Here is a 22240-nt window from a genome sequence, read left to right as displayed (position 1 = left end):
CCAAGTCAATCGTAACCGAATATGTTCATGTGGCCGCACCTTATCCCAGAGATTTAAGAAACACCTCTATGCACCTGACGATACTCGGTTGTGTAAAAGGGAATGCTCCATCACCTTTTTGCTTTTTATTAAGATCACTCCTTTTCGACTGGAAGACTCTCTATCGTCGCTGGCGCAACAGAACTATCATGAGCATTATGATATTCCTGTAAAAGATTCATCATGGCAGTAATAAGATCTTTGATCTCTAAGAGTAGCCCAAAATACAAGGTGGTATTCTTCGGGCTCGACTCTTCAGTACGCGTGCGTTCCACTTGCTTTTGGATCTTCTGTTTCACCATTTCAAAAACGGCTTGTTTGTTATTGAGAATATCGCCAATTTGTTCAAAAGAACGAGAGTCGAAAGCTTCCTTGGTGCGATTCAGAAGGTTCTCTAAGGCATCATCGACCTCTTTTAGCTCTTTTATTTGACTGAAGGTCAATTTCTTGTGATTATTATTCACATGTTTATGACTCACTTTAGAGATATATTCAAGTGATTGCGTCATATCTTGTAAATAACTCAGGACATTGATGTAGAAATTACTGGCTCCAATACTAGATTCGTCGAGATTCTTTATGAAATAGAAGATATTATCTCTTAGATCATCTATTTCATTGGACAATTTCACTATGTTCTTCTTGTTCTTCTTTAACAGTGGAAGGTCTTGTCTTGCCAATCCTTTCATTGCATTGGTCAAGATCTTATTTCCTCGATTGACTACGGCCGAAATATTATCGGCACTTTCATGGATCACTCCTTGAACCGAGCTACTCTCAGCTTGCTGCAATTGGTCTTCGGCTTTTATTTCTTTTGACTTTCTTTTATGCGCAATGTAATTTCTCGCTAATAGTAATATAGCGGCAAACAATAGTATCGCTATTGCGGCACCTTTACCAAAATTGATCAGAACGAGTATGGTTCCCGCGGCGATAAAGGCGACGATCGCCGTCATAAACCAACCGCCGATAACATTTAATACCCCTGCAACACGGTATACGGCACTTTCCGAGCCCCAAGCTCTGTCGGCCAAAGAGGTCCCCATGGCCACCATAAAAGTGACGTAGGTGGTAGACAGCGGTAATTTGTACGAAGTAGCGATAGAGATCAATATACCGGCTACCATAAGATTTACAGCTGCACGAACCATGTCAAAAGCAGGGAGTTCATGTGTCTTATTTTTAGGAAGCGCAATAACTGGCTTTTTGAATTTCTCGTCCATATTTGCTTTTACGCCAGCAGGAATGATAGATGATAGACCTCTCGACATAAAAATGGTAAAACGAACCAATCCTCTTGAAAGGAAGTTGGGATTAAAACGCTCTCTGGCTTCTCCTTCTCTAGATAAGTTAATTTCTGTCTCAGCTACATAGCGCGCCTTTTTCGAAAACCATAATGTCACCACCATGACCATACCAGAGATGAATAGCAAAAATGTCGGAGTCGGAACCTTTTTCGCTAGAACGTCCATGCTAAATTCTGTAGCCGCGATTCCTGATGCTGACCATGCATCAAAAGATTGGTAAGCTGCTATTGGCACCCCGATGAAGTTTACCAGGTCGTTCCCCGCAAAAGCCAAAGCAAGAGCAAAAGTACCTACACCAATGATCAGCTTATAGATATTTGTTTTTACAAAAGCGATCAATATGTAAGAGATGATCGACCATAACACCAAGCTAACGGCGATAATAAAATATACTTGATTCTCTAAGAAGTCTTTAATGGTTGCGCCACCTATAATATCGAAACTTTCGCCGGCGATTGCTGTGCCCTTGATACCTTTCATCAAAATGAAATAAACGATAGATGTCAAGGCAATTCCGCCAAAAATGGCACCTACCCATTTCGCTTTCTTTTCAAAATCATAGGACAACAACAAACGGGAAATCCATTGTACGATGGCACCTATGGAAAAAGCGACCACGACCGATAATAGAATTCCTGAAATTATCTGTAAGGCCTTGGAGGTATTGATATAATTGACTACATCTCCGAAGTTTCCGCCGTCTGCACCAATGGCGACCAATGCCATGGCGACAGAAGCCCCTAAGAGTTCAAAAACGATAGATACGGTTGTTGAGGTCGGCATCCCTAAGGTATTGAAGAAATCGAGCAACAAAATATCTGTGATCATTACGGCCATAAAGATGAACATGATCTGCTCAAAATTGAACATCCCTGGATTGAAAATTCCTTTCCGAGCTACTTCCATCATCCCGCTCGAGAAAATGGCTCCACAAGCAATACCGATACTCGCAACGATCATGATCGTTCTAAAAGAGATCGCTTTAGAACCAATGGCGGAGTTCAGAAAGTTCACTGCATCGTTGCTAACTCCTACCACAAGATCTGCGATGGCCAAGACGGCCAGCGCAATAATCATCAACAAATAAATATTATCCATAATCCAAAAAATAAAATAGCGTGCAAATATCTAAATTGAAAGCCAAGGTAACGTTACCAAAACATTATTTGATGTTTTAGAAATGTATATCAAATTGAAGTCTGTACATTAACTGGCCATTGTTATCGGCAAGCGATAAGTAGCTAAGGTCACTTTGCACCTTGAGTTTGTGCCCTACAATAAATCTTGAAATACCAAGAGTGTACTGATTCTCTATATCTCTACCTGTAATATTTCTATCAAGGCTAATATTGGTATAGCGACCCGCAACTTCCCAGTTACTCTTCAATAGGTAGCCCGCCTGCAAGTTGATGCCATTACCGACCTGCACCACATCACCGGTTGGAGTTCCGTCGCTATTTTTGGCGATGGGATCATCTGCTTCACGGGCAGCGTATTCGCCCATGAAAGAAAACCCTTTATACTTGAAAACGGCATCCACAAATAGTGTGGAGATATCGGTCTCGTAAAATCCTACGTCATTCACCATGTAAGAACCTAGATTGCTTCGATTCTTTACAGCGTTTTGGTTGAAGTCATAGGTCGCGGCGAGCATCAATTTTGGTTTTGCTTCGCGCTTTAGATCACTGCCACTATACTCCCCTTTACTTTTAAAGGTGCCGAAGGGTAACAATTCTAAACGCGCAGTGTATTGATGGCCACCAAGATTCCCTGAGGTAACATTTCTACCTTCCCCCTGCGAGAATGCTAACTTTTCGCGAACTAGAAACTTGTCTGTTAGGTTAAAGTGATGTCGGAGTTGAATGCCCATATCACGATCAATGTTGAAACGGCTATTGACAAGTGAACGATCTACCAATTGCAAATTTCCTGAAGAGATAACCCGTTCCACATTACCCGGCAATTTGGTCTGTCCCAACCAAAGTTCGAAGTTCTCATAGAAATTCCACATAACGACCGCGTCTAGGATATATCGCGCCGAATTACCAGTAAACTCTGATGCTCCTGAAATGTCTCTGTTAGAAAGTCCGAGCTCTAACTTATACTTGAGTTTTGTAGAATAGGCAAAACCATCAAACTTTAAACGTGCACGTCTTACTAAGAAGTCAAATTCAGGATTGATGACATCTCCATTTTGGACGTCCCAGTTAGAATTATACAGGAACTGCATTCTCGCAGCAAATTTCATGCTCCAAGTGCTATCTTTTCCTACTAGGTTAAGGATGCCTTTACCAAATTCAGGTGCGGGGGTTTTCTGAGAGACAGCTTCTAAGAAGGTAAATAGAAGGACTGCCGTCACAATAAATTTTAATTTCATTAGGATTACTAGTTTTTGTCGCTGCAAAGAACTAATAATAATGTTAACTTAATGTTTCTCTGAGATTATTATTGAGTGAAAGATAAAATGACCAAAATAAAAAGGCTACCTGGCCAAGGTAGCCTGAGAATTTCAATAAAATCTAAGTCGACAAAAACTAATAGATCTATGAAATACAGTCTGTCAAACGTTTTCTAGACGGTGCAAATTTCGTTATTTTCTAAGGCCCCTATGTGATGAAAACATTATGTATTTATTAAAATTTGTGAAAGGAATTGAAGAATGGGTAAAGAGAAATATGTTGAACTTATTTTGTGCTTAGGTCAATTCTATGGGTCATTTTTTCAATGTTAATTCAATGTTACGAAAAAGTTGTTTCAATGTAAATTAATTACTATCTTCGTAATAGGTAATTGATAAAATCTTACATCCCATGAAAATATTCGCTCTAACAATCACCTTGCTATTGGTTTCTTCCATGGCTTTTGCTCAAGAGATAAAACCCAAGTTTGAGAAGAAAGGAGAATTAACAGAAGCTACCTACTATCACGATAATGGTAAGATAGCACAACATGGTTTCTACAATAGCAAAGGAAAGCTACAAGGTACTTGGAAGAGTTATGACCTTGAAGGCAAAAAGGTTGCCATTGGGAATTATGACAATGGTAAAAAAGTAGGAAAGTGGTTCTTTTGGAATGCAGACACCTTGAAGGAGGTAACTTATGAGGATTATACTATTGCTAACGTGAGCGAGTGGTCGAAGAAAAGTACCGTTGCTAAGAATTAAGGCATCGAAAAATAGAACATAGAAAGCCGCGCAATTTGCGCGGCTTTTTTATTTACTCAATGTCCTTCGTTTAAACTACAATCTCACCCATCCTGAAGTCCAGGTGTCTCCTTCTTGCAAGGCGCCGACAAATGTCGCCGAACTGAACCAAGCATCTAAAGTAGTCGGGTCAAAGGCGTTTGCTGTGTATGAGCCTCTAAATCCAGAAATCTGGAAATCATCTGGTACAGCAGTACCGTCACTGTTGAAAGGAGCCCCGGAACCGTCTAATGTATAATTACTGTAAGTTGCAAAATCCGAAAGGTCGAAAGCGGCGTTTCCATCATGATCAAGGTCAAAAGAGTTTACGTTGTCAATGATAGAGTTACGAACCTCGACTTCTCCAGCATTGAAGTTGATCAATGTTTGATCGTCATCGACCTCGATTCCTATCCCAGGAAAACCTTTGATGATCATGTTGTAAGCAGCAACTTTAGTGCCCGCTCTAAATTCGATTCCCTTGTTGGTGCCATCACCATCTTCGGCACCGATAAGGGTAATATTAGAAATTGTCGGATATGAGAATGGAATTGCGTCTGGAGTAGAGTTTAGGTTGTCGGCTTCAATTCCCTTGTCCCCAGCTAGCGCGGTCTGCTGTACGATCCAGAATTGCCCGCGTCCTACCCAACCGTCGGTCCAATCGATAGAGTCGTCTCCTGCACCAATTACTACGGCATACTTTAAGTCTACTGTTCCTCCAAAGAACTCTATGCCGTCATCGTTGCCAAGATATGCCTCAACGTATTCGATGGTGGTGCCATTTCCAACGCCATATAGCGAAAGACCATTGTATTCCGCATCATCGTTGATCTTACCACCCGTATATTCCAAGCGCACATATCTCAGAATCCCAGAATCATCATTCGAATCATTACCTCCATAGGTTAAATTGGCAACTTCGGTAGTTGCCGAAACTGCGGCTCGATTTATCGGGGCCTTTCCAGCGATCAACAATCCACCCCAATCTCCTGGGTTTGGTGTTGATTTATCCGACGTGAATACGATAGGTTGTGACTGTGTGCCTTCTGCCATGATCTTGGCACCTTGTTCTATGGCTAAATAAGAGAAAACGCCACCGTCCGAACCGGCTTGGATGGTCGTCCCCGCTTCTATGGTCAATGTAACGCCATCTACGACCGATACACCACCTCGCAACTGATAGCAGTTGTCTGCTGTTAAGTTTAGGTCAGAAGTGATTTGTCCTTCTAAGATCACACAGTTGTCGCCATTGTTTCCAGAGCCTTGGATGATGGTCACATCGCCAATAGTATCTTCATTTATCGTGCACGAGTGGAAGGCCATTGCCATAATTGCGGTCACTCCAAAGATTTTTTTGCTAATTGTTGTCATTGTGATAAATTAAATGTTCGTTGCTATTTTGTGTTTGCAGTTAAAATTTATAGGTTACCCCAAGGCTAAAATTGATACCGATATTAAAATCGTAGGTAATATATTCTTCACCTCTATCCGCCTGGTCTTGAAATCTTTCTATTGAAGGGTCCAGAAGGTTTTTGGCGCTCAGACCCAATTCCCAATGTTTTCCGATCTCATCCTTGAAGTTGAAATTGAGGGTGCCGTATCCTCTCTCAAAAATATCTCCAACACCATTGCCACCTGCAGAATAAATGCGGTCTCCAAAGACGTTGAAGTCCAATGTTGAAGAAAGCTTGTGATTTTTCATTTCCTTGCTATAGCTTATATCTGCATTAATAATAAATGGAGAAGCTCCCTGTAATCTTCGGTTGTTGTTGGTCGGTGCAATATTAGAACCGTTAAAGGTCACTGTATTCGGGTCTATCTCGACTTCTGTTTTCATAAGTGTCGCATTTAGTCCAACACTCCAAACATTATTTTCGGCTGCACCCAAGAGGCTTCCGATATTCTTCTTGGCTTCTATCTCTACACCATAGACTTTGGCGCTCTCTGAGTTGATAAAGGTATTTTGATTGGAAGCGGAGGCTACATAGACCTTTTCGATCGGATTTTCGATATACTTACCAAATAGGGTGGCGGCAAATGCTTCTCCCGTCGATTCAGGAAAATATTCCCACTTTATATCTAGGTTATAGTTATCAGAATTGGTGACGATCGGGTTCCCCAATGTGGCTTCTGTGACATCCTCATCTAAGAATGGAGCCACTTCCGTGAATTTTGGAAGGGTTACCGTCTTGCTGGCCGCGAAGCGAAGGTTGGCATTTTCATTAAGCTCGTATTTGAAGCTAATACTCGGTAATACAAAAAGCTCATTGATCGTCTCACTTCTAAACGGACTGGTTTCAAGATCTTCTATCTGTCTGTAGAAGACGTTTTGTTCAAAGTTTTCAAGTCTAGCACCTGCATTCAAGGTAAGCTTGTCTCCCAATTTCTTTTGAACGACAGCGAAACTTGCAAAGTTTTTAAAATCTGCTTTGTAGATCCTAGTGGGATTCAAGTTTTCCTGAACTACATAAAGACCATTTAAGAAATTACCTTCATTCAAAAATTCATCAGGATTATTGAAGTCAACATTTTCGTTGATAAAACCATTGAGATTGTAGTTGAGCTGATCCGCTTCAAAGTTTCTATTCTTAGCTCTTACGTCGACACCCATGGTAAACTTACTCTGGTAAGCTTCCGTATCGTCTTTATCAAAGTTGATGTCCATGCTAAACTTTCCGGATATATCCTCTTCGTTCAACACCTGATAGAAGCGTTGGTTGTTCGCTAGGTCAGGACTAACCCGATTTCCGAAGACAAGATTTCCATTCTGGAGTTCGGTAAAAAAGAGTTGCCTTCTGTCTGGCGTGTACCCTAGGGCCTTGTTGTATGCGGCACCCCAATTCAGTACATATTTTCTGTCGTTGAATTTATGTTCTCCCGTAAGTTGTTGTGTGAAGAGATTGTTCTGCTCAAAAGTACCTCGACGCAGTCGGATCTTAACATCGGTATCTTCACCTCCAACACCATCTACAAACGATCTTAGTTCGTCTTGGGTATCATTTACAAATAATGTGGTAGCCACGATCTTGTTATTGTTGTTCCATCGATAGCCGATACTCCCCAAGATGGTGGTGTTAGTGCTATATTGGTATCTGCTAACATTTTCAAAACGGCCAAAGCCGATAGGTTCACCTTGTGAGTTGTATGCTGCTTCGATACCGTTAAGAGCAGTGTTGTGATTTTGACCAAAGGATGCACTCACTAAGAAATCCAACCTTCGAGTTTCACTTATCTGGAAACTTTTGCCACCGATGATGTTTGCCCCACCATCTGGCGCGTTGAAACGTTTTTCGGGATTGAATGAAGTGTCGAAGGGATAGAAATCGATATCGGTACTTACATAATTATAATTTGGAATATTCACAAAAGCAGGGACATTCCTAGAACCGTCCTCGATTCCAAAAAAATCATATTTACCACCGTTCAGTAAAAAGAAATCATTGGATAGCGCATTAGAGTTAGCACCTGTACTTACACCAACTTCCAAAAATCCGCTACCTGGATTGTCCTTTGTGTCGATATCAACACTCGCACCTGCGAAATCTCCATATAATTCTGCAGAGTATGCCTTATAAATACCCAGGTTTTCAACGATCTTCGTTGGAAAGATGCCAAGATCGATCAATTTCAATTTTGGATTCAATGAAGGAATTGGAAGTCCGTTCAAATAGGCGTTATTGTAACGATCACCTAGACCCCTAACATATAATTTGTCACTAGCTCTCGAAATCCCCGAAGCTTTTGTGAGGCCAGTGGCAACGTCGCTCGCACCTTTTCTCGAAAGCTCTTGCGCCCCTATCTTAGTTTGAATTTCGGCCGCTTTCTTTTGTTCTAACTGCAAGGCAACTTCCGATTCTCTTTTAACAGTGGTTGTAACAACCACCTCTTCGAGCTGTGCGGCTTTGCCAGCTCCCATAGCGGTATCCACGGTGGTCGCTTTATCTCCTTCGACAATAATATCGGAAATCTCAACGGTCTCATATCCGACAAAACTAAAGACCAAGGTATAGCTTCCAGGTTCTAGATTTTCTATTCGATATAATCCATCAAAATCTGTGGTAGTGCCCTTCGTGGTTCCTTTGATCAGTACATTGGCAAAAGGTAGTGGGTCGTTGTTCATTTCTTTGTCAGTTATATTACCAACGATCGATCCCGTATTCTGCGCCGAAACATGAGCGACTGCTAAGATGGCTATCAGAGCCAATATTCTTTTCATGCGATGTTTTTAAATTCTGGGGCAAAGAAAGCGGTAAGGAGTAAAGATGATGTTACACTCAGGTTAAACATCTGTGATATGTGTGTTAGCTAAACGTTATCACATTAAAAGAATGTTAAGCGGTCTTTAGAATTAATATTATCTTTACTTTTGATGCAAACAACGCAGCAATAACGATGAAGAAAAAGGACATAAAGATCCTATTGGTTGATGATGAGCCAGATATATTGGAGATCGTTGGCTACAATTTGTCAACAGAAGGTTATCAGGTGTCGACGGCTACAAACGGTGTAGAGGCGGTCTCGAAGGCGAAGAAGGAAAATCCACATTTAGTTATTTTGGATGTGATGATGCCCGAAATGGACGGTATTGAGGCCTGCGAGCAAATGCGCCAAGTACCCGAACTATCAAATACCATCATCACATTCTTAACAGCGCGTGGTGAGGACTACAGTCAGGTGGCTGGATTTGATGCGGGAGCAGACGATTACATCACAAAGCCTATAAAGCCAAAGGTATTGGTTAGCAAAGTGAAGGCGTTACTTAGAAGATTGAAAGAGGAGGATACCGCAGCACAGGTAATGACCGTTGGCAACTTGGTCATCAATCGCGAGGAATATAAGATCGTCAATGATGGCGTAGAAATGATTCTTCCCCGAAAAGAGTTTGAACTACTTTCGCTATTGGCCTCGAAACCGGGAAAAGTCTTTAAAAGAGAGGAGATCCTTGACAAGGTTTGGGGAAATGAAGTCATCGTTGGGGGAAGAACCATCGACGTACACATAAGAAAACTGCGTGAAAAGATCGGCGACAATAATTTTAAGACTGTCAAAGGCGTAGGTTATAAGTTTGTTTTATAAATAGATGGCCAGAAAACTAAAACGGTCGTATCGATTTGCGCTTCGATCGTCTTTTTTTATAGCATTATTTTCAATCCCCACCTTAGGCATACTGCTTCATATTTTCTTTGAGCTTAACTGGTGGATACTTCTATGGTTTGCGCTGTTTTGCTTTGTTTTTTGCTTTTTTATACTTCAATATCGGGTAGAGAATTTTATCTACAAAAGGGTGAAGGATATCTACGATGAAGTTTCTTTGTTAGAGTCTACCTCGTTCCAGCGACAACCAGTGACCACCGATATGGCCACTCTAAAAAGAGAGGTTGAAAAGTTTGCCACTGATAAAAAATTAGAGATCGAAACGCTTAAGATCCGAGAAAACTATCGGAAGGAATTTCTAGGGAATGTCTCGCACGAACTAAAAACGCCGCTTTTTACTGTTCAGGGCTACATATTGACCTTGTTGGACGGTGCTATGGACGATGAAAATATTCGAAAAAAGTATTTGAAAAGAGCAAGCAAAGGCGTTGAGCGTTTGATCTATATCGTGAAGGACCTCGATATGATCACCAAACTTGAGGTTGGCGACCTGAATTTGGAAAAGGAAGAGTTTGATATTGTCGAATTGGTCGGAAACGTCTTTGAGCTCCTCGAGATGAAAGCGGCGAAGCAAGACATTACGTTGGCCTTTGACATGGTCTATGACAAACCGATCATGGTCTATGCAGACAGAGAACGGATTCAGCAAGTGGTCACCAACCTCATTGTGAATTCAATAAAATATGGAAGGGAAGAAGGAACGACCGAAGTAAGTATAGAAAATCTAGTGAAGAACAAGGTGCTCGTTCGTGTCACCGATAATGGCGAAGGTATCGAGGCAGAAAACATTCCAAGGCTGTTCGAGCGCTTCTATCGTATTGATAAAAGCGGTAGTCGTAAAGAAGGCGGCTCTGGTTTGGGCCTTTCTATAGTAAAGCACATTATCGAAGCCCATGACGAAAAGATCTATGTAGAAAGCGAATATGGAGTGGGTTCGGAGTTCTCATTTACGCTCGAAAAGGCCAAAGAGATCGCTTAGGTCGGTTTCCTTGTAGAACCCTCCAAATCCCGGATATCCATCCACTTTTTCTAACTTGTCTATGCTGAATTTTTTTTGATTACAACAAGGGGCGACCCCCATTTTTTTATAATACTTTGCGAGGTATTCTTGTTCGTACTGACCTGGTGTTGGAATCAAAAATGCTTTCTTGTTCACTTTCGCAAGATCCATCATGGTTGTATATCCTGAACGGCAAAGGACCATGGCGCTTTGGCCAAAGGCGATCTCCAGTTCCTTGGAGGTCATGAAATTGAATACGCGGCAGTTCAAAAAATCGAACTGTTCTTGCTTTTCTTCTACCTTTCCACGTATAAAAAGTACTTTTCCATTAAAGTCCTTTACTTCCTCAAACAGCTTGTTCTCAAGCATCGTACGTTGTGGCTCGGGTCCTGACAGGATGACCAAAAGATCATAATAGTCGATAGTTTCTGGCGTGCCCAATCTGCTTAATGGCCCTATGTATTTTAAATTTGGTAACGGCTTTTTTATGTGTCCAAGCTTCCCGCTAAGATTAGGTGTTCCTTCCACATCGGGCACCCAGCATTCATCAAACTTTTTAATGAATCGTCGATGCATCTTACTGCTTAGCCAGGTGGTATTGCCAGTAAGTACATTTAGTTGATGCGTGATAAATACCGAAGGAACTTTTTTACTGCGAACCCCAAATCTATTATCCGAGATGATACCCTGGATTTGCCCTTGTCTAACCAGTTTCCCAATTTGTTTTCTCTCTTTGTTTATGGCCTTGAACATCTTAGGAGAATCTTTGATCATCTTCAACTTAAAATGCCTTCCCTTCTTTGCATATTCAATTTTATAACTCGGGAGTTCGATGGTTTCTAACAAAGGGAATTCTTTTTTCAATAGGTCCAAGGACGACCCGTCTGAAGCGATCAAAGGGGTGAACCCGCTGTCCTGTAAAGCATTAATGATGGGAATGCAACGGGTGGCGTGCCCTAGTCCCCAATTTAATGGCGCCACGAGAATTGTTTTGGGCTCATTCATAAAAGTAAAGGTACGAATATTTTTAGCTGCTAAAGTTTTCCTTAATTTTGCCGCTACATTAAGAAAAGGTTGTGGGAAGCAAGAATAAATTAAAGCGATTTAAAGAGAACGAGACGTTCGCGAATGTCATTCAGCCTAGCAGGGAAGAGGCATTAAGCGGAAGTTTTGACCTTAAGGGCAAATGGCGCGAGCATTTCTTCAAGAATACGAATCCCATTGTGCTTGAGTTGGGCTGTGGAAAGGGAGAGTATAGTGTAAATCTGGCAAAAAAATACCCCGAAAAGAACTTCATAGGGATCGACATCAAAGGAGCGCGTTTTTGGAGAGGTGCAAAGACAGCTCTAGAAGAGGGAATTGCCAATGTGGGTTTTTTACGCACACAGATAGAATTGATCGAAAACTTCTTCGAGGCAGATGAGGTCGATGAAATATGGATCACCTTTCCAGATCCACAGATCAAGTATAAACGGACCAAGCATCGAATGACCAATAAAGTGTTTTTAAAGAAGTATCAGCGTATCCTAAAAAAGGAAGGATTGATGCATTTAAAGACCGATAGCGAGTTCATGCATGGCTATACCCTAGGATTGCTTCATGGTTTGGGACACGAAGTATTATATGCCAACCACGATGTGTATAAAAATCACGGGAGCCCAGAAGAAGTTACTGGCATTCAGACTTTTTACGAAAGTCAGTATTTAGAAAAAGGAAAACCGATCACGTACATCCGATTTAGGTTGCAGTAATTTTGTCATTCCTGCGCAGGCAGGAATCCAAAAGTTTAATATACCAACACTTTATTTTGAAACCAGAAAACCAAAACTTCTTTCAAAAGGTCTATGAAGTAGCTCGACTCATTCCCTACGGGCGTGTGACCAGCTACGGCGCGATCGCTACATATCTAGGTGCTGCTCGCAGTGCCAGGATGGTCGGGTGGGCAATGAATAGTTGTCCCGCGGACGTTCCGGCGCAGCGCGTGGTGAATAGAAAAGGACTTTTGACTGGGAAACACCACTTTCAAGGGATCAATCTGATGCAGCAATTACTAGAAAACGAAGGTGTCGAGGTGGTGAACGATCAGATTCAGAATTTTGAAGAAATTTTTTGGGACCCAGCTAAAGAACTAAAATAAAACCCCACGACGAGCCGCGGGGTTTCCATATATTCTTTTATAACCTTCATTTAGAATAAACCCACCAATTTGTAATTTTGGCCGTAATTACTATCCCAATAAGTAGTGCCGTTTACGGTATATGCAACAGCAAATTCTATTTCCCTCGGATCGTTTGTGGTATCGTAGCGAAGACGTCCGCTCCATCGTTCAACATCAAAGGCGTTAGGGCTATATAGATAGTTATAGTAGCCGACGCGATAGTATTGTTGAAAATCGAGCTCAAACTCTTTTACGGTAGCCCAGTCATCCAAGGTATATACGATTTTGACGCTTTTCTCTAAACTCAGATTCTGAACATCCACATTAAAGTCAACGGCGTGTCGCGTGATACGAGCATCTTCTGTTCGATATGAAACTTCGATGCCATTAAGAAAGGTGCCGCTATTATTGGTCATTTGATAATTTTGCCCCCATTGTTGTCCCAATAGGTTTGATCATCAACGGTATAGCGAACAGCAAATTCATTGGCGTATTCTGTATCCAATGAAGATGTTTCTCCATACCAGATCTCAAATCCATCTTCTGCAGGCCCTCTGTACGTCAAACCTACATCGACCCAAGAGCCATCCTTCCTTTTATGGTGAATGACCACCGTTTTTTCGAAGGCCAAGTTTTTCACCTTCACTGTGAATTGTCGCTGAATACCCTGATAAATTGGATTGCTGATGTCTGCCGTATAGGCTTTAAGAAGCTTCACTTCTGCCGGTGCCGAGGCATTGCGGGCGCTTGCTGGCAAACCCTGATCTGGTTTGGAAAGATGCTCTTCGGTTGTTACTGGATCGGTCGTGCAAGCGATAAGACTGAAAAGCACTGTGAAAAATACGATTGCTTTTTTCATCGGTAGTTGGTTTTAATGGTTACTAACGGTAACATGTTGATGTAAAATTATCGTTAAAAAGCAGCATTAACAAGGTTTTTCGCACGACTTAACCGAAGCTTAAATTTATAACGTTGTAGTGAAAAAGGGAATTTAACTATTTATTCATGATCACAAATTGCGATTGCCCATTTCTTAAAATTCGATCTCAAAAATGCAGACTCTATATTTTTCAGAAACTCATTTTAAGAGTTTGATAAATACGAAAAAAAGGTAAGAGAAATACTATTAACTATTAAAAGCTAACCCCAACTCCAACTGAGAACATAGAAGCGGTCGGAGCACCTAATTTGAAATGTTCATATCCAGCGGAAAGCCAATAATTACTGTAGTGGTATTTGCCTAAAACTCTGAATTGGTTCAAGGTCTCATCGTTGATAAAACTACCTTTAAATGATGATTCTAGACTAATAGGGTCTAACACAAATACCCGGGCACCAATTTGGTAAGAGAAACCTGTAGCATCGACTCCGCTACCTACGTGGGTAGCCCCTAATCCCCACCAAAGGCTCATTTTTTCAGTGCGAATACGATAGTAGTTTGCCATTGCGCTGACTATGGACAGGTTGTCCTCGTCCAAATTAGGGGAATCCTCTACAAAATTCAGGTAACTCAACGCTACACCGAAGCGTCTGGCGAATCGTGTTTCAAACCGTAATTGATGACCGTTGAATTTACTACTTTCTCTTAAAAAATTGTAGTTGAGGTCGAACCGAACAGTTTGTATGGTATCCCCATCGGTAAGACTATACTCGCCCTGACCGTTCTTGTAATAGGTATATGGGGAAAAGTCTGCCGTATGCATCGGACGGTCTACTTCCCAAGGCGATTCTCCCACAATACCGTACGCGGTATAACCGGCAATTTGTACAAAGAATAATGCGATATCCTCAGCAAATGAATTGCTATTATCGTCCGAACTGCTGCCATTACTATTTGAAACGGTTCTGCTCGTTGTAGCTCGGGTCTTGGTGCTTAGACTATTTTTGGATTTGTCTAGCTTTCCTTGTTGGCCGATAGCCATCGTTACCCAGCATAGCGAGACAGTGGTGAAGAGTATTCCTTTTTTCATGTTCATTGGTTATGAGTTGTTTTTTGAGGAAATACTTTATCAATAATTAGGCCATAAACAAAATCAATTCTAACGCTTCATTAATCTAACGGGAACACCTATCTTTGCACTTTAGAATGAATCTAATTAAGCCGTTGAAATCAAGAGATGAAGCTCAATAAACAAGACATACAAAAAGCACTTGAAAGCATCACCGTCCCTGGAGAAGGAGCCAACATGGTAGAAAGTGGAGCTCTGAAGAACATTATGACCTTTGCCGATGAGGTGGTCGTTGATATTACCATTACCAATCCAAGCCTTCAGGCCCGAAAAAAGGTCGAAGTGGACATCATGAAGGTGATCCACGAGAAGGTCTACGAAAAGGCAAAGGTGAAGGTGAATATCAAAGTAGAAGCACCCGAGAAACCTTCGATCAAAGGAAGGTCGATTCCCGGAATTACCAATATCGTAGCCGTAGCATCGGGTAAAGGAGGGGTAGGAAAGTCTACAGTAACAGCTAACTTGGCTGTGACACTTGCCAAGATGGGTTTTAAAGTAGGTGTTTTAGATGCCGATATTTACGGACCTTCAATGCCATTGATGTTCGATGTGGAAGGTGAGCGTCCGCTAGCGGTCAATATCGACGGTAAGTCGAAAATGAAGCCTGTAGAGAATTATGGGGTCAAAATGCTTTCGATAGGATTCTTCACACAGCCCGATCAGGCAGTGATATGGAGAGGCCCTATGGCCGCGAAAGCATTGAATCAGATGATATTTGATGCTGCATGGGGCGAATTGGATTTTTTACTATTGGACCTGCCTCCTGGAACCGGAGATATTCATTTGAGTATTATGCAATCATTACCCATCACAGGGGCAGTGGTCGTAAGTACCCCTCAGAATGTTGCTTTGGCCGACGCTAAAAAGGGTGTGGCGATGTTTCAACAAGAGAGTATCAATGTTCCGGTCTTGGGAATCATAGAGAATATGGCCTATTTCACTCCAGCGGAGCTACCAAACAATAAATACTATATCTTTGGAAAAGAGGGAGCTAAAAATTTAGCAGACGACCTGAAGGTTCCTTACCTCGGAGAACTTCCGTTGGTGCAGAGTATCAGGGAGGCTGGTGACGTTGGTCGGCCTGCGGCACTTCAAACGGCGACGGCTTTAGAAGAGGCCTTCGAAAAGTTGACCAGAAATGTGGTGCAAGAGGTCGTAAATAGAAATGAGAGCTTACCGCCTACCGAAGCTATAAAGATCACAACGATGGCAGGATGCTCGGCGGTTAAAAAGTAGAAATATGACAACAGAAGAACTTAGAGCAAATGTGGAAAAGGCATTAGATGAGATAAGACCTTTTTTAGAATCTGATGGAGGGAACATTTCGCTAGTGGCTATAGAGAAGGATAGGCTTGTCAAAGTACAGCTCGAAGGAGCCTGCGTGGGATGTAGTGTGAATCAAATGACACTGAAGAGCGGGGTGGAGATGACCATTAAGAAATATGCTCCCCAGATCGAAGAAGTGATCAATGTGGAAGTCTAACAAAAGACATTTGTCATTACTTACGATATATTTTGACCTTATGTTTGAAGTACCCAATTGTTTAAGATTAACATGATCAAGACCGATATACTTATCATAGGAGCTGGCCCTACGGGGCTTTTTACTGTTTTTGAAGCTGGCCTACTTAAGCTAAAGTGCCATTTGATAGATGCGTTACCGCAACCAGGTGGCCAATGCGCAGAGATCTATCCCAAGAAACCTATCTATGATATTCCGGCGTATCCCGAAGTTCTGGCAGGTGACCTTATCGATAACCTGATGGAGCAGATCAAAGCATTTGAACCCGGATTTACCTTGGGAGAACGCGCCGAAACGATAGAAAAACAAGATGATGGCAGCTTTGTCGTTACCACGAATAAAGGAACAAAACACCATGCGCCTGTGGTTGCGATTGCAGGTGGGCTCGGTAGTTTCGAACCACGTAAGCCTCCCATTCAAGGCATTGAGAACTACGAGGATAGAGGAGTCGAATATATGATCAAAGACCCCGAGATCTACCGCGAGAAAAAAGTTGTCATTGCTGGTGGAGGTGATTCAGCTTTAGACTGGAGCATCTATCTTGCAAATGTCGCAGGAGAGGTGAATCTTATTCATCGCCGTAATGAATTTAGAGGGGCTCTGGATTCTGTGGAAAAGGTAGAAGAACTTTCTAAGTTGGGAAGGATAAATCTCATCACACCAGCAGAAGTAATAGGCATAAAGGGTAAGGGTAAGGTAAGAGGTGTTGAGATCAAAAGACAGTCCGAAGAGCCATATATCTTAGAGTGCGATCACTTTATCCCTTTATTTGGATTGGCTCCAAAATTAGGCCCGATCGCCAATTGGGGGCTGGAAATAGAAAAAAATGCCATCAAAGTGAACAATGCGCTGGACTATCAAACAAACATCCCCGGCATCTATGCCATAGGAGATGTCAATACGTATCCAGGAAAACTGAAGTTGATCCTTTGTGGTTTTCACGAAGCAACCTTGATGTGTCAAAGTGCCTATCAGCGGATTCATCCCGATAAGAAGTATGTAATGAAATATACTACGGTTAGTGGCGTAAGTGGTTTTGACGGTTCTCGAAAAGAAGCGGAAAAAGCAGTCGTAAAGAAAATAGGATAAACGATAGGGATCGGTGAATTTCAATGAAGCCATAGCATATGTGTTGGAGGACAATTTGATCCTCTTCGCGGTGCCTATATTTTTGGTGGCCATGGTGTTAGAGGTCATTATCAGTAGGAAGAAGCATTTAGAACTCTACTATGGCAAGGATACCGCCGCATCGATGTGGATGTTGATCTTTTCCGCTCTTGTGGAGTTTTTTCCCAAAGCGCTGGCATTCATCGCCTTCTTTTATCTTCACGAGATAAGTCCATTAAAAGATATCGTAGGGCGCCAATGGTGGGCCTGGATCTCCTTGTTCTTTTTAGAGGATTTCACCTATTATTGGTTTCACAGAGCCAATCATGAGATACGCCTTTTCTGGGCTGGCCATGTGCCTCACCACTCTTCCGTGAAAATGAATTTTGGCACAGCCTTGCGACAAGGAGTAGGCGAACGGGTACATAAATTTTTCTTCTGGTTGTGGTTGCCACTTTTAGGATTTGACGCGCTTATGATATTCACTATGATGGGAATCAGCCTCATTTATCAATTTTGGATACATACCGAATTGGTGGGTAAATTGCCAGCTCCAATAGAGTTCATATTCAATACGCCTTCGCATCATCGGGTGCATCATGCATCTAACATCCGCTATCTAGATTGCAATCATGCCGGTGTGTTGATCATCTGGGACCGAATGTTTGGTACATTTTCTGAAGAAAAGTATGACGCCAAACCAGTATATGGCCTTACACAGAATATCGAATCGTACCATCCCTTCATCGTAGCGACACACGAATATAAAGCGATAAAAAACGATGTTTCTAGGGCAAAAAAGTTGAAGGATAAGCTCAAATATATTTTCTTTGCGCCTGGTTGGAGTCATGATGGTGAGGACAAGCGAGCGAAAGTGTTGCGAGCCAAATTAAAAGAATCCTATGACAGACGTTAAAATCAAAATTATAGACCGAGAAGGGGTTGAACACCATGTTGAAGCACCAACAGATATGGCAATGAACCTGATGGAGGTCGTCCGTTCATACGAGCTTGCTCCTGAAGGCACCATTGGCGTCTGTGGAGGCATGGCCATGTGTGCTTCATGTCAATGCTATATAAACTCGGGACATGAGCTGCCAGAGATGAGCGATGATGAAGATCTTATGCTGGCCGAAGCTTTTCATGTAAAAGATAACAGTCGTTTGGGCTGCCAAATACCGATCACCCCCGATTTGGACGGCCTTGAAGTGGCCTTGGCGCCAGAAAGCTGATGTTTAACGTATTATTGCATACATAACCAACGACCATCATGTCTAGTATTTTTACAAAGATCATCAAAGGAGAGATTCCCAGCTATAAGATTGCAGAAGATGATCACTTCTACGCGTTTTTAGATATCAATCCGAATGCCAAAGGACATACCCTTTGTGTTCCGAAGAAGGAGGAGGATAAGATATTTGACTTGGAGGAATCTACATACGCAGCGCTAATGCTCTTTTCGAGGAAAGTGGCAATAGCATTGGAAAAGGCGATTCCTTGCAAGCGAGTGGGGGTTGCCGTGGTGGGTTTAGAGGTGCCTCATGTGCATGTTCATCTCATTCCATTGAACGACATGAAGGAAATGACATTTAACCATAAAGTCTCGCTTTCGCGCGATGAGTTTGAAGCGACGGCTGCCAAAATACGAGCAGTACTACAGTCCTAGCAACTCTGGTCTTTCTACATAGATATAGGCGACGGTAGCAATGACGACGATCAGAAAGAATAGCAAATAGAAGAGAGCCGTGAATCGTAGTCTTGCCTTTTTTGGTTTGAACATCTTTTTATGGAAGTCGTAGACCCGCTCTATGTCATCGTCCCAGCGAACTGGATAGATGCGTGTCTCGCATTTTTGACATTCTAGAACCTCTTCGAGTTTTTTGGTCACACGATTGAACAGACGTGACGAGATATGCTGTTGTTTGAATTGAAGAAGTAAGCCCTCGTTGGTATAACATTCAGGGCAATGATTGCTCAACTTTGCCTCTTTGACAGTTACATATTTAGATTCCATAATTCATAGTTTTGGGACGAGTAGGTATTGAAAATACGATAAAAATGTACGATTTGGATGAATTGCTTACTTAGAAGGCATCACTCCTAAACAGATTTTAGCGTGACCTTCATGGTCGTTCCTTTGTCCAATTCTGAATGGTTCACCTTGATCTTACCATTGTGGTAATCCTCGATGATCCGCTTCGCCAAAGACAACCCTAAGCCCCACCCACGTTTTTTTGAAGTGAATCCTGGCTCGAAGATCTTCTTATGCAGGCTCTTGTGAATTCCTTTACCTGTATCAGAGATATACAATGAAACGGTGTCCTCGAGCTGATTCAATTCTATTCTAAGGGTGCCTTTTCCCTTCATCGCGTCAATGGCATTTTTGACCAGGTTTTCAATCGTCCAGCTATATAATTTTTGATTTCCCATCACATAAATAGGACCTTCGGGCAACTCAACTTCAAAGGAGACCAATTTAGAACTACGTGCCTTTAAATAGTCATAAGATTTTTTGGTCTCTTCAACAATGTCAATCTTTTCTAGTTCGGGAACAGAGCCCACCTTGCTAAAACGCTCTGTTATGGTCTGCAATCGATCGATGTCCTTTTTTATTTCAGTAAGGGTGTCCTCAGAGACGTTATCCGCTCGCAATATCTCTAGCCACCCCAGCAGGGAGGAAAGCGGCGTGCCAATTTGATGGGCAGTTTCCTTCGCCATACCTGCCCAAAGTTTGTTTTGCTCGGAAATTTTGGAGGTACTATAAAAGAAATAAGCTACCGCAGCGAAGAGGAATATGATAAGCACTAATGCGATGGGAAAATATTTTAAGGTGCGAAGCAGCCAAGTGTCGCCATAATATAGTTTACCATTGATAATGTTCTTATATTTTACTTGGATCGGAGCATTTTCCTTTCGTATGCGTTTTAAGACTTTTTGCAGATATGTGGTATCTCCTTCCACGATTTTCTTGGGGTCGATGTTCCGGTGGTCGGTGATGGTGCCATTCTCGTCTACCAGAATAATAGGAGTCGAGGTATTACTGCTTAGGACCTCTAGAACGAGATTCCCATAATCCTTTTCCAGATCTTCGCTCTGAACCAACTCTATCAGTGCAATGGACCAAAGCTCCATTTTTGTGCGTTCTTCTTTTTTTATAGTTTGAAAGAGTGAATATGTATTCCAAACGATCATCAAGACGATGACAAAGGAAGAAATGATCAACACGAGTCGCGTGTTGTTGTTTTGATCTTTAAAATTCATAGCGTTGCTTAAAGCATTTCCATCTTAAAGATAAACGAATTATACAGATATTATTGCAAGTGTTTCATGGGCAATGCAATCACACTAATTTGATACCTTTGCTAAAACTCTTTTTTTATGCTATCGATCGATCCAAAGGATATACCCACATCAAAACTGCATGGCTATTTGTTGGGAGCAGTAGCGCCGAGACCCATCGCTTTTGCGAGTACCATCGATACCGATGGAAATCCAAACCTATCCCCATTCAGCTTTTTTAATGTCTTTAGTGCGAATCCACCAATTATGATCTTCTCGCCAGCTAGGCGCGTACGAAACAATACGACCAAGCATACGCTAGAAAATGCGCTGCAGACCAAGGAGGTGGTGATCAATATTGTAAATTATGAGATCGTACAACAGATGTCCCTATCAAGTACAGAATACCCAGAAGGCGTCAATGAGTTCGAGAAGGCTGGGTTGACCATGTTAGATTCGGATATGGTAAGGCCTTTTCGTGTGGCAGAATCTCCTGTTCAATTTGAATGTAAGGTCAATGAGGTCATCGCCCTCGGACAAGAAGGCGGAGCAGGAAATTTGATCATTTGTGAGGTGGTGAAACTACATGTGGCTGAGCACATTTTGGATGCCGATGGAGGTATCGACCCTTTTAAGATCGATCAGGTTTCTAGAATGGGCGGCAACTGGTATTCACGAGCGAAGGATGGCGCCTTTACAGTGCCAAAACCCCTTTCTTCTTTAGGAGTGGGAGTGGACAACATACCAAAGCGCATCAGAAATAGCAAGGTACTTACTGGAAATGACCTGGGAATGCTAGGCAATGTAGAACAGCTTCCCACCCGCGAAGAGTCGAGAGCATTTGTAGAGAGTTCCATAGAATTGAAGAGTATCGTCACCGCCGACGATGAGGCGAAATTACATGCGAAGGTTCAGGAATATTTGAAGAATGACGATGTGCTTTCTGCTTGGAAAGTATTATTGCATAAAGAATAGCAATCGATTTTTTCTTGAGGTAAAAACAGTATCTTTGTAGAGCTTTTTTACAAATTTTCAGACGAGCATAAACAGTTTATCAATAGTTTTTTAATGGAAGTACAGGGAAGAATAAAGTTAATCGATGAAACAAAGACCTTCGGGAATAACGGCTTTAGAAAGCGCGAAATGGTGGTCACCACAGAAGAACAATATCCACAACATATCATGATCGAATTTGTGCAAGACAAATGCGATCTGTTAAATAACTTTCAGGTTGGGCAACAGGTAAAGGTAAGTATCAACCTAAGAGGAAGAGAGTGGGTAAATCCACAGGGCGAAACTAAATACTTTAACTCCATACAAGGTTGGAGAATAGAAAGTGTACAAGATGAAGCGCCGGCCGGAATGCCTCCTGTGCCACCCGCCGATGCCTTTGAGCCCGCGAATGACTTTAAGGAAGAAGAACACGATGATCTTCCTTTTTAACGAGACGGTGAATCACAAGAGCTCATCAATTTAGCTATAG

General features: G+C 42.0%; 23 protein-coding genes. 13 read left to right on the top strand and 10 right to left on the bottom strand.

What is annotated here, in order from left to right:
* Positions 1-134: 134 nt before the first annotated feature.
* Together ACFQ1M_RS02415 and ACFQ1M_RS02410 are read right to left on the bottom strand one after the other, a co-directional pair.
* Positions 135-2444 carry an inorganic phosphate transporter gene (locus ACFQ1M_RS02415; protein ID WP_386403333.1) on the bottom strand — a complete coding sequence of 770 codons (2310 nt, stop codon included), beginning with the start codon at positions 2442-2444 and terminating at the stop codon, positions 135-137.
* A gap of 76 nt (positions 2445-2520) precedes the next feature.
* Positions 2521-3723, bottom strand: coding sequence for a porin (locus ACFQ1M_RS02410; RefSeq protein WP_386403330.1), 1203 nt, complete (start codon positions 3721-3723; stop codon positions 2521-2523).
* Positions 3724-4156: 433 nt separating this feature from the next.
* On the opposite strand from ACFQ1M_RS02410, the gene ACFQ1M_RS02405 reads away from it, so the two are divergent.
* Positions 4157-4510, top strand: a complete 354-nt coding sequence (locus ACFQ1M_RS02405; RefSeq protein ID WP_386403327.1) for a toxin-antitoxin system YwqK family antitoxin — start codon at positions 4157-4159, stop codon at positions 4508-4510.
* A 75-nt stretch (positions 4511-4585) separates the two neighbouring features.
* Here the strand turns inward: ACFQ1M_RS02405 and ACFQ1M_RS02400 are convergent, their stop codons facing one another.
* The gene (locus tag ACFQ1M_RS02400; protein ID WP_386403324.1) at positions 4586-5899 is read right to left on the bottom strand and encodes a multidrug transporter; all 1314 of its coding nucleotides are present in this window, start codon (positions 5897-5899) and stop codon (positions 4586-4588) included.
* A gap of 40 nt (positions 5900-5939) precedes the next feature.
* Positions 5940-8744, bottom strand: a complete 2805-nt coding sequence (locus ACFQ1M_RS02395) for a TonB-dependent receptor (protein ID WP_386403321.1) — start codon at positions 8742-8744, stop codon at positions 5940-5942.
* Positions 8745-8920: 176 nt separating this feature from the next.
* Between ACFQ1M_RS02395 and ACFQ1M_RS02390 the strand changes: the two genes are divergently transcribed.
* On the top strand, positions 8921-9604 hold the full coding sequence (locus ACFQ1M_RS02390; RefSeq protein ID WP_386403318.1) for a response regulator transcription factor: 684 nt from the start codon (positions 8921-8923) through the stop codon (positions 9602-9604).
* Positions 9605-9608: 4 nt separating this feature from the next.
* Positions 9609-10661 (top strand): sensor histidine kinase, encoded by a 1053-nt coding sequence (locus ACFQ1M_RS02385; protein ID WP_386403315.1) that lies wholly within the window; start codon positions 9609-9611, stop codon positions 10659-10661.
* Here the strand turns inward: ACFQ1M_RS02385 and ACFQ1M_RS02380 are convergent.
* Positions 10626-11663 carry a glycosyltransferase gene (locus ACFQ1M_RS02380; protein ID WP_386403312.1) on the bottom strand — a complete coding sequence of 346 codons (1038 nt, stop codon included), beginning with the start codon at positions 11661-11663 and terminating at the stop codon, positions 10626-10628. The two genes, ACFQ1M_RS02385 and ACFQ1M_RS02380, sit on opposite strands and share 36 nt — an antisense overlap.
* 95 nt (positions 11664-11758) lie before the next feature.
* Here ACFQ1M_RS02380 and trmB point away from each other — a divergent pair, with 95 nt between their 5' ends.
* Positions 11759-12433: a tRNA (guanosine(46)-N7)-methyltransferase TrmB gene (gene trmB, locus ACFQ1M_RS02375; protein ID WP_386403309.1), complete on the top strand. Its 675-nt coding sequence runs from the start codon at positions 11759-11761 to the stop codon at positions 12431-12433.
* Between the two features lie 56 nt (positions 12434-12489).
* Positions 12490-12819 (top strand): MGMT family protein, encoded by a 330-nt coding sequence (locus ACFQ1M_RS02370; RefSeq protein WP_386403306.1) that lies wholly within the window; start codon positions 12490-12492, stop codon positions 12817-12819.
* A 50-nt stretch (positions 12820-12869) separates the two neighbouring features.
* Here ACFQ1M_RS02370 and ACFQ1M_RS02365 read toward each other — a convergent pair whose 3' ends face one another.
* The 3 genes from ACFQ1M_RS02365 to ACFQ1M_RS02355 all read right to left on the bottom strand — a co-directional run bounded on the left by ACFQ1M_RS02365 (position 12870) and on the right by ACFQ1M_RS02355 (position 14810).
* Complete coding sequence (locus tag ACFQ1M_RS02365; protein WP_386403303.1) at positions 12870-13256, bottom strand: hypothetical protein; 387 nt, start codon at positions 13254-13256, stop codon at positions 12870-12872.
* Positions 13253-13699 carry a hypothetical protein gene (locus ACFQ1M_RS02360; protein ID WP_386403300.1) on the bottom strand — a complete coding sequence of 149 codons (447 nt, stop codon included), beginning with the start codon at positions 13697-13699 and terminating at the stop codon, positions 13253-13255. The genes ACFQ1M_RS02365 and ACFQ1M_RS02360 overlap by 4 nt, the downstream gene beginning before the upstream one ends.
* A 274-nt stretch (positions 13700-13973) precedes the next feature.
* Entirely contained in the window at positions 13974-14810 is an 837-nt protein-coding gene (locus ACFQ1M_RS02355; protein WP_386403297.1) for a hypothetical protein, read from the bottom strand.
* 147 nt (positions 14811-14957) lie between these two features.
* Here ACFQ1M_RS02355 and ACFQ1M_RS02350 point away from each other — a divergent pair, with 147 nt between their 5' ends.
* The 6 genes from ACFQ1M_RS02350 to ACFQ1M_RS02325 all read left to right on the top strand — a co-directional run bounded on the left by ACFQ1M_RS02350 (position 14958) and on the right by ACFQ1M_RS02325 (position 19144).
* On the top strand, positions 14958-16085 hold the full coding sequence (locus ACFQ1M_RS02350) for an Mrp/NBP35 family ATP-binding protein (RefSeq protein WP_386403294.1): 1128 nt from the start codon (positions 14958-14960) through the stop codon (positions 16083-16085).
* 4 nt (positions 16086-16089) lie between these two features.
* Positions 16090-16332, top strand: coding sequence for a NifU family protein (locus ACFQ1M_RS02345; protein WP_386403291.1), 243 nt, complete (start codon positions 16090-16092; stop codon positions 16330-16332).
* Positions 16333-16404: 72 nt separating this feature from the next.
* Positions 16405-17460 (top strand): NAD(P)/FAD-dependent oxidoreductase, encoded by a 1056-nt coding sequence (locus ACFQ1M_RS02340; protein ID WP_386403288.1) that lies wholly within the window; start codon positions 16405-16407, stop codon positions 17458-17460.
* Positions 17461-17473: 13 nt separating this feature from the next.
* Positions 17474-18394, top strand: a complete 921-nt coding sequence (locus ACFQ1M_RS02335) for a sterol desaturase family protein (protein ID WP_386403285.1) — start codon at positions 17474-17476, stop codon at positions 18392-18394.
* Positions 18381-18710, top strand: coding sequence for a 2Fe-2S iron-sulfur cluster-binding protein (locus ACFQ1M_RS02330; protein ID WP_386403282.1), 330 nt, complete (start codon positions 18381-18383; stop codon positions 18708-18710). Before ACFQ1M_RS02335 ends, ACFQ1M_RS02330 begins: the two co-directional genes overlap by 14 nt.
* A 38-nt stretch (positions 18711-18748) precedes the next feature.
* Positions 18749-19144 (top strand): HIT family protein, encoded by a 396-nt coding sequence (locus tag ACFQ1M_RS02325; protein ID WP_386403279.1) that lies wholly within the window; start codon positions 18749-18751, stop codon positions 19142-19144.
* On the opposite strand, the gene ACFQ1M_RS02320 is transcribed toward ACFQ1M_RS02325, so the two are convergent.
* Complete coding sequence (locus tag ACFQ1M_RS02320; RefSeq protein ID WP_386403276.1) at positions 19133-19492, bottom strand: hypothetical protein; 360 nt, start codon at positions 19490-19492, stop codon at positions 19133-19135. The two genes, ACFQ1M_RS02325 and ACFQ1M_RS02320, sit on opposite strands and share 12 nt — an antisense overlap.
* 86 nt (positions 19493-19578) lie before the next feature.
* Positions 19579-20739, bottom strand: coding sequence for a sensor histidine kinase (locus tag ACFQ1M_RS02315; protein ID WP_386403273.1), 1161 nt, complete (start codon positions 20737-20739; stop codon positions 19579-19581).
* Between the two features lie 117 nt (positions 20740-20856).
* Here ACFQ1M_RS02315 and ACFQ1M_RS02310 point away from each other — a divergent pair, with 117 nt between their 5' ends.
* Entirely contained in the window at positions 20857-21732 is an 876-nt protein-coding gene (locus ACFQ1M_RS02310; RefSeq protein ID WP_386403270.1) for a flavin reductase family protein, read from the top strand.
* 93 nt (positions 21733-21825) lie between these two features.
* Positions 21826-22200 carry a DUF3127 domain-containing protein gene (locus tag ACFQ1M_RS02305; protein WP_386403267.1) on the top strand — a complete coding sequence of 125 codons (375 nt, stop codon included), beginning with the start codon at positions 21826-21828 and terminating at the stop codon, positions 22198-22200.
* The last annotated feature ends 40 nt before the right edge of the window (positions 22201-22240 follow it).

It is taken from the genome of Sungkyunkwania multivorans, from assembly GCF_042675645.1.
Lineage (GTDB): Bacteria > Bacteroidota > Bacteroidia > Flavobacteriales > Flavobacteriaceae > Sungkyunkwania > Sungkyunkwania multivorans.
The sequence above is the reverse complement of the archived record's forward strand: the minus strand, read 5'-3'. Positions and strand labels throughout refer to the sequence as shown.

Bases quoted from the DNA above. Each gene is read 5' to 3' on its own strand.
- ACFQ1M_RS02415 (WP_386403333.1), bottom strand. From the start codon at position 2,444: ATGGATAATATTTATTTGTTGATGATTATTGCGCTGGCCGTCTTGGCC.
- ACFQ1M_RS02410 (WP_386403330.1), bottom strand. From the start codon at position 3,723: ATGAAATTAAAATTTATTGTGACGGCAGTCCTTCTATTTACCTTCTTA.
- ACFQ1M_RS02405 (WP_386403327.1), top strand. From the start codon at position 4,157: ATGAAAATATTCGCTCTAACAATCACCTTGCTATTGGTTTCTTCCATG.
- ACFQ1M_RS02400 (WP_386403324.1), bottom strand. From the start codon at position 5,899: ATGACAACAATTAGCAAAAAAATCTTTGGAGTGACCGCAATTATGGCA.
- ACFQ1M_RS02395 (WP_386403321.1), bottom strand. From the start codon at position 8,744: ATGAAAAGAATATTGGCTCTGATAGCCATCTTAGCAGTCGCTCATGTT.
- ACFQ1M_RS02390 (WP_386403318.1), top strand. From the start codon at position 8,921: ATGAAGAAAAAGGACATAAAGATCCTATTGGTTGATGATGAGCCAGAT.
- ACFQ1M_RS02385 (WP_386403315.1), top strand. From the start codon at position 9,609: ATGGCCAGAAAACTAAAACGGTCGTATCGATTTGCGCTTCGATCGTCT.
- ACFQ1M_RS02365 (WP_386403303.1), bottom strand. From the start codon at position 13,256: ATGACCAATAATAGCGGCACCTTTCTTAATGGCATCGAAGTTTCATAT.
- ACFQ1M_RS02360 (WP_386403300.1), bottom strand. From the start codon at position 13,699: ATGAAAAAAGCAATCGTATTTTTCACAGTGCTTTTCAGTCTTATCGCT.
- ACFQ1M_RS02355 (WP_386403297.1), bottom strand. From the start codon at position 14,810: ATGAAAAAAGGAATACTCTTCACCACTGTCTCGCTATGCTGGGTAACG.
- ACFQ1M_RS02350 (WP_386403294.1), top strand. From the start codon at position 14,958: ATGAAGCTCAATAAACAAGACATACAAAAAGCACTTGAAAGCATCACC.
- ACFQ1M_RS02345 (WP_386403291.1), top strand. From the start codon at position 16,090: ATGACAACAGAAGAACTTAGAGCAAATGTGGAAAAGGCATTAGATGAG.
- ACFQ1M_RS02340 (WP_386403288.1), top strand. From the start codon at position 16,405: ATGATCAAGACCGATATACTTATCATAGGAGCTGGCCCTACGGGGCTT.
- ACFQ1M_RS02330 (WP_386403282.1), top strand. From the start codon at position 18,381: ATGACAGACGTTAAAATCAAAATTATAGACCGAGAAGGGGTTGAACAC.
- ACFQ1M_RS02325 (WP_386403279.1), top strand. From the start codon at position 18,749: ATGTCTAGTATTTTTACAAAGATCATCAAAGGAGAGATTCCCAGCTAT.
- ACFQ1M_RS02320 (WP_386403276.1), bottom strand. From the start codon at position 19,492: ATGGAATCTAAATATGTAACTGTCAAAGAGGCAAAGTTGAGCAATCAT.
- ACFQ1M_RS02315 (WP_386403273.1), bottom strand. From the start codon at position 20,739: ATGAATTTTAAAGATCAAAACAACAACACGCGACTCGTGTTGATCATT.
- ACFQ1M_RS02310 (WP_386403270.1), top strand. From the start codon at position 20,857: ATGCTATCGATCGATCCAAAGGATATACCCACATCAAAACTGCATGGC.
- ACFQ1M_RS02305 (WP_386403267.1), top strand. From the start codon at position 21,826: ATGGAAGTACAGGGAAGAATAAAGTTAATCGATGAAACAAAGACCTTC.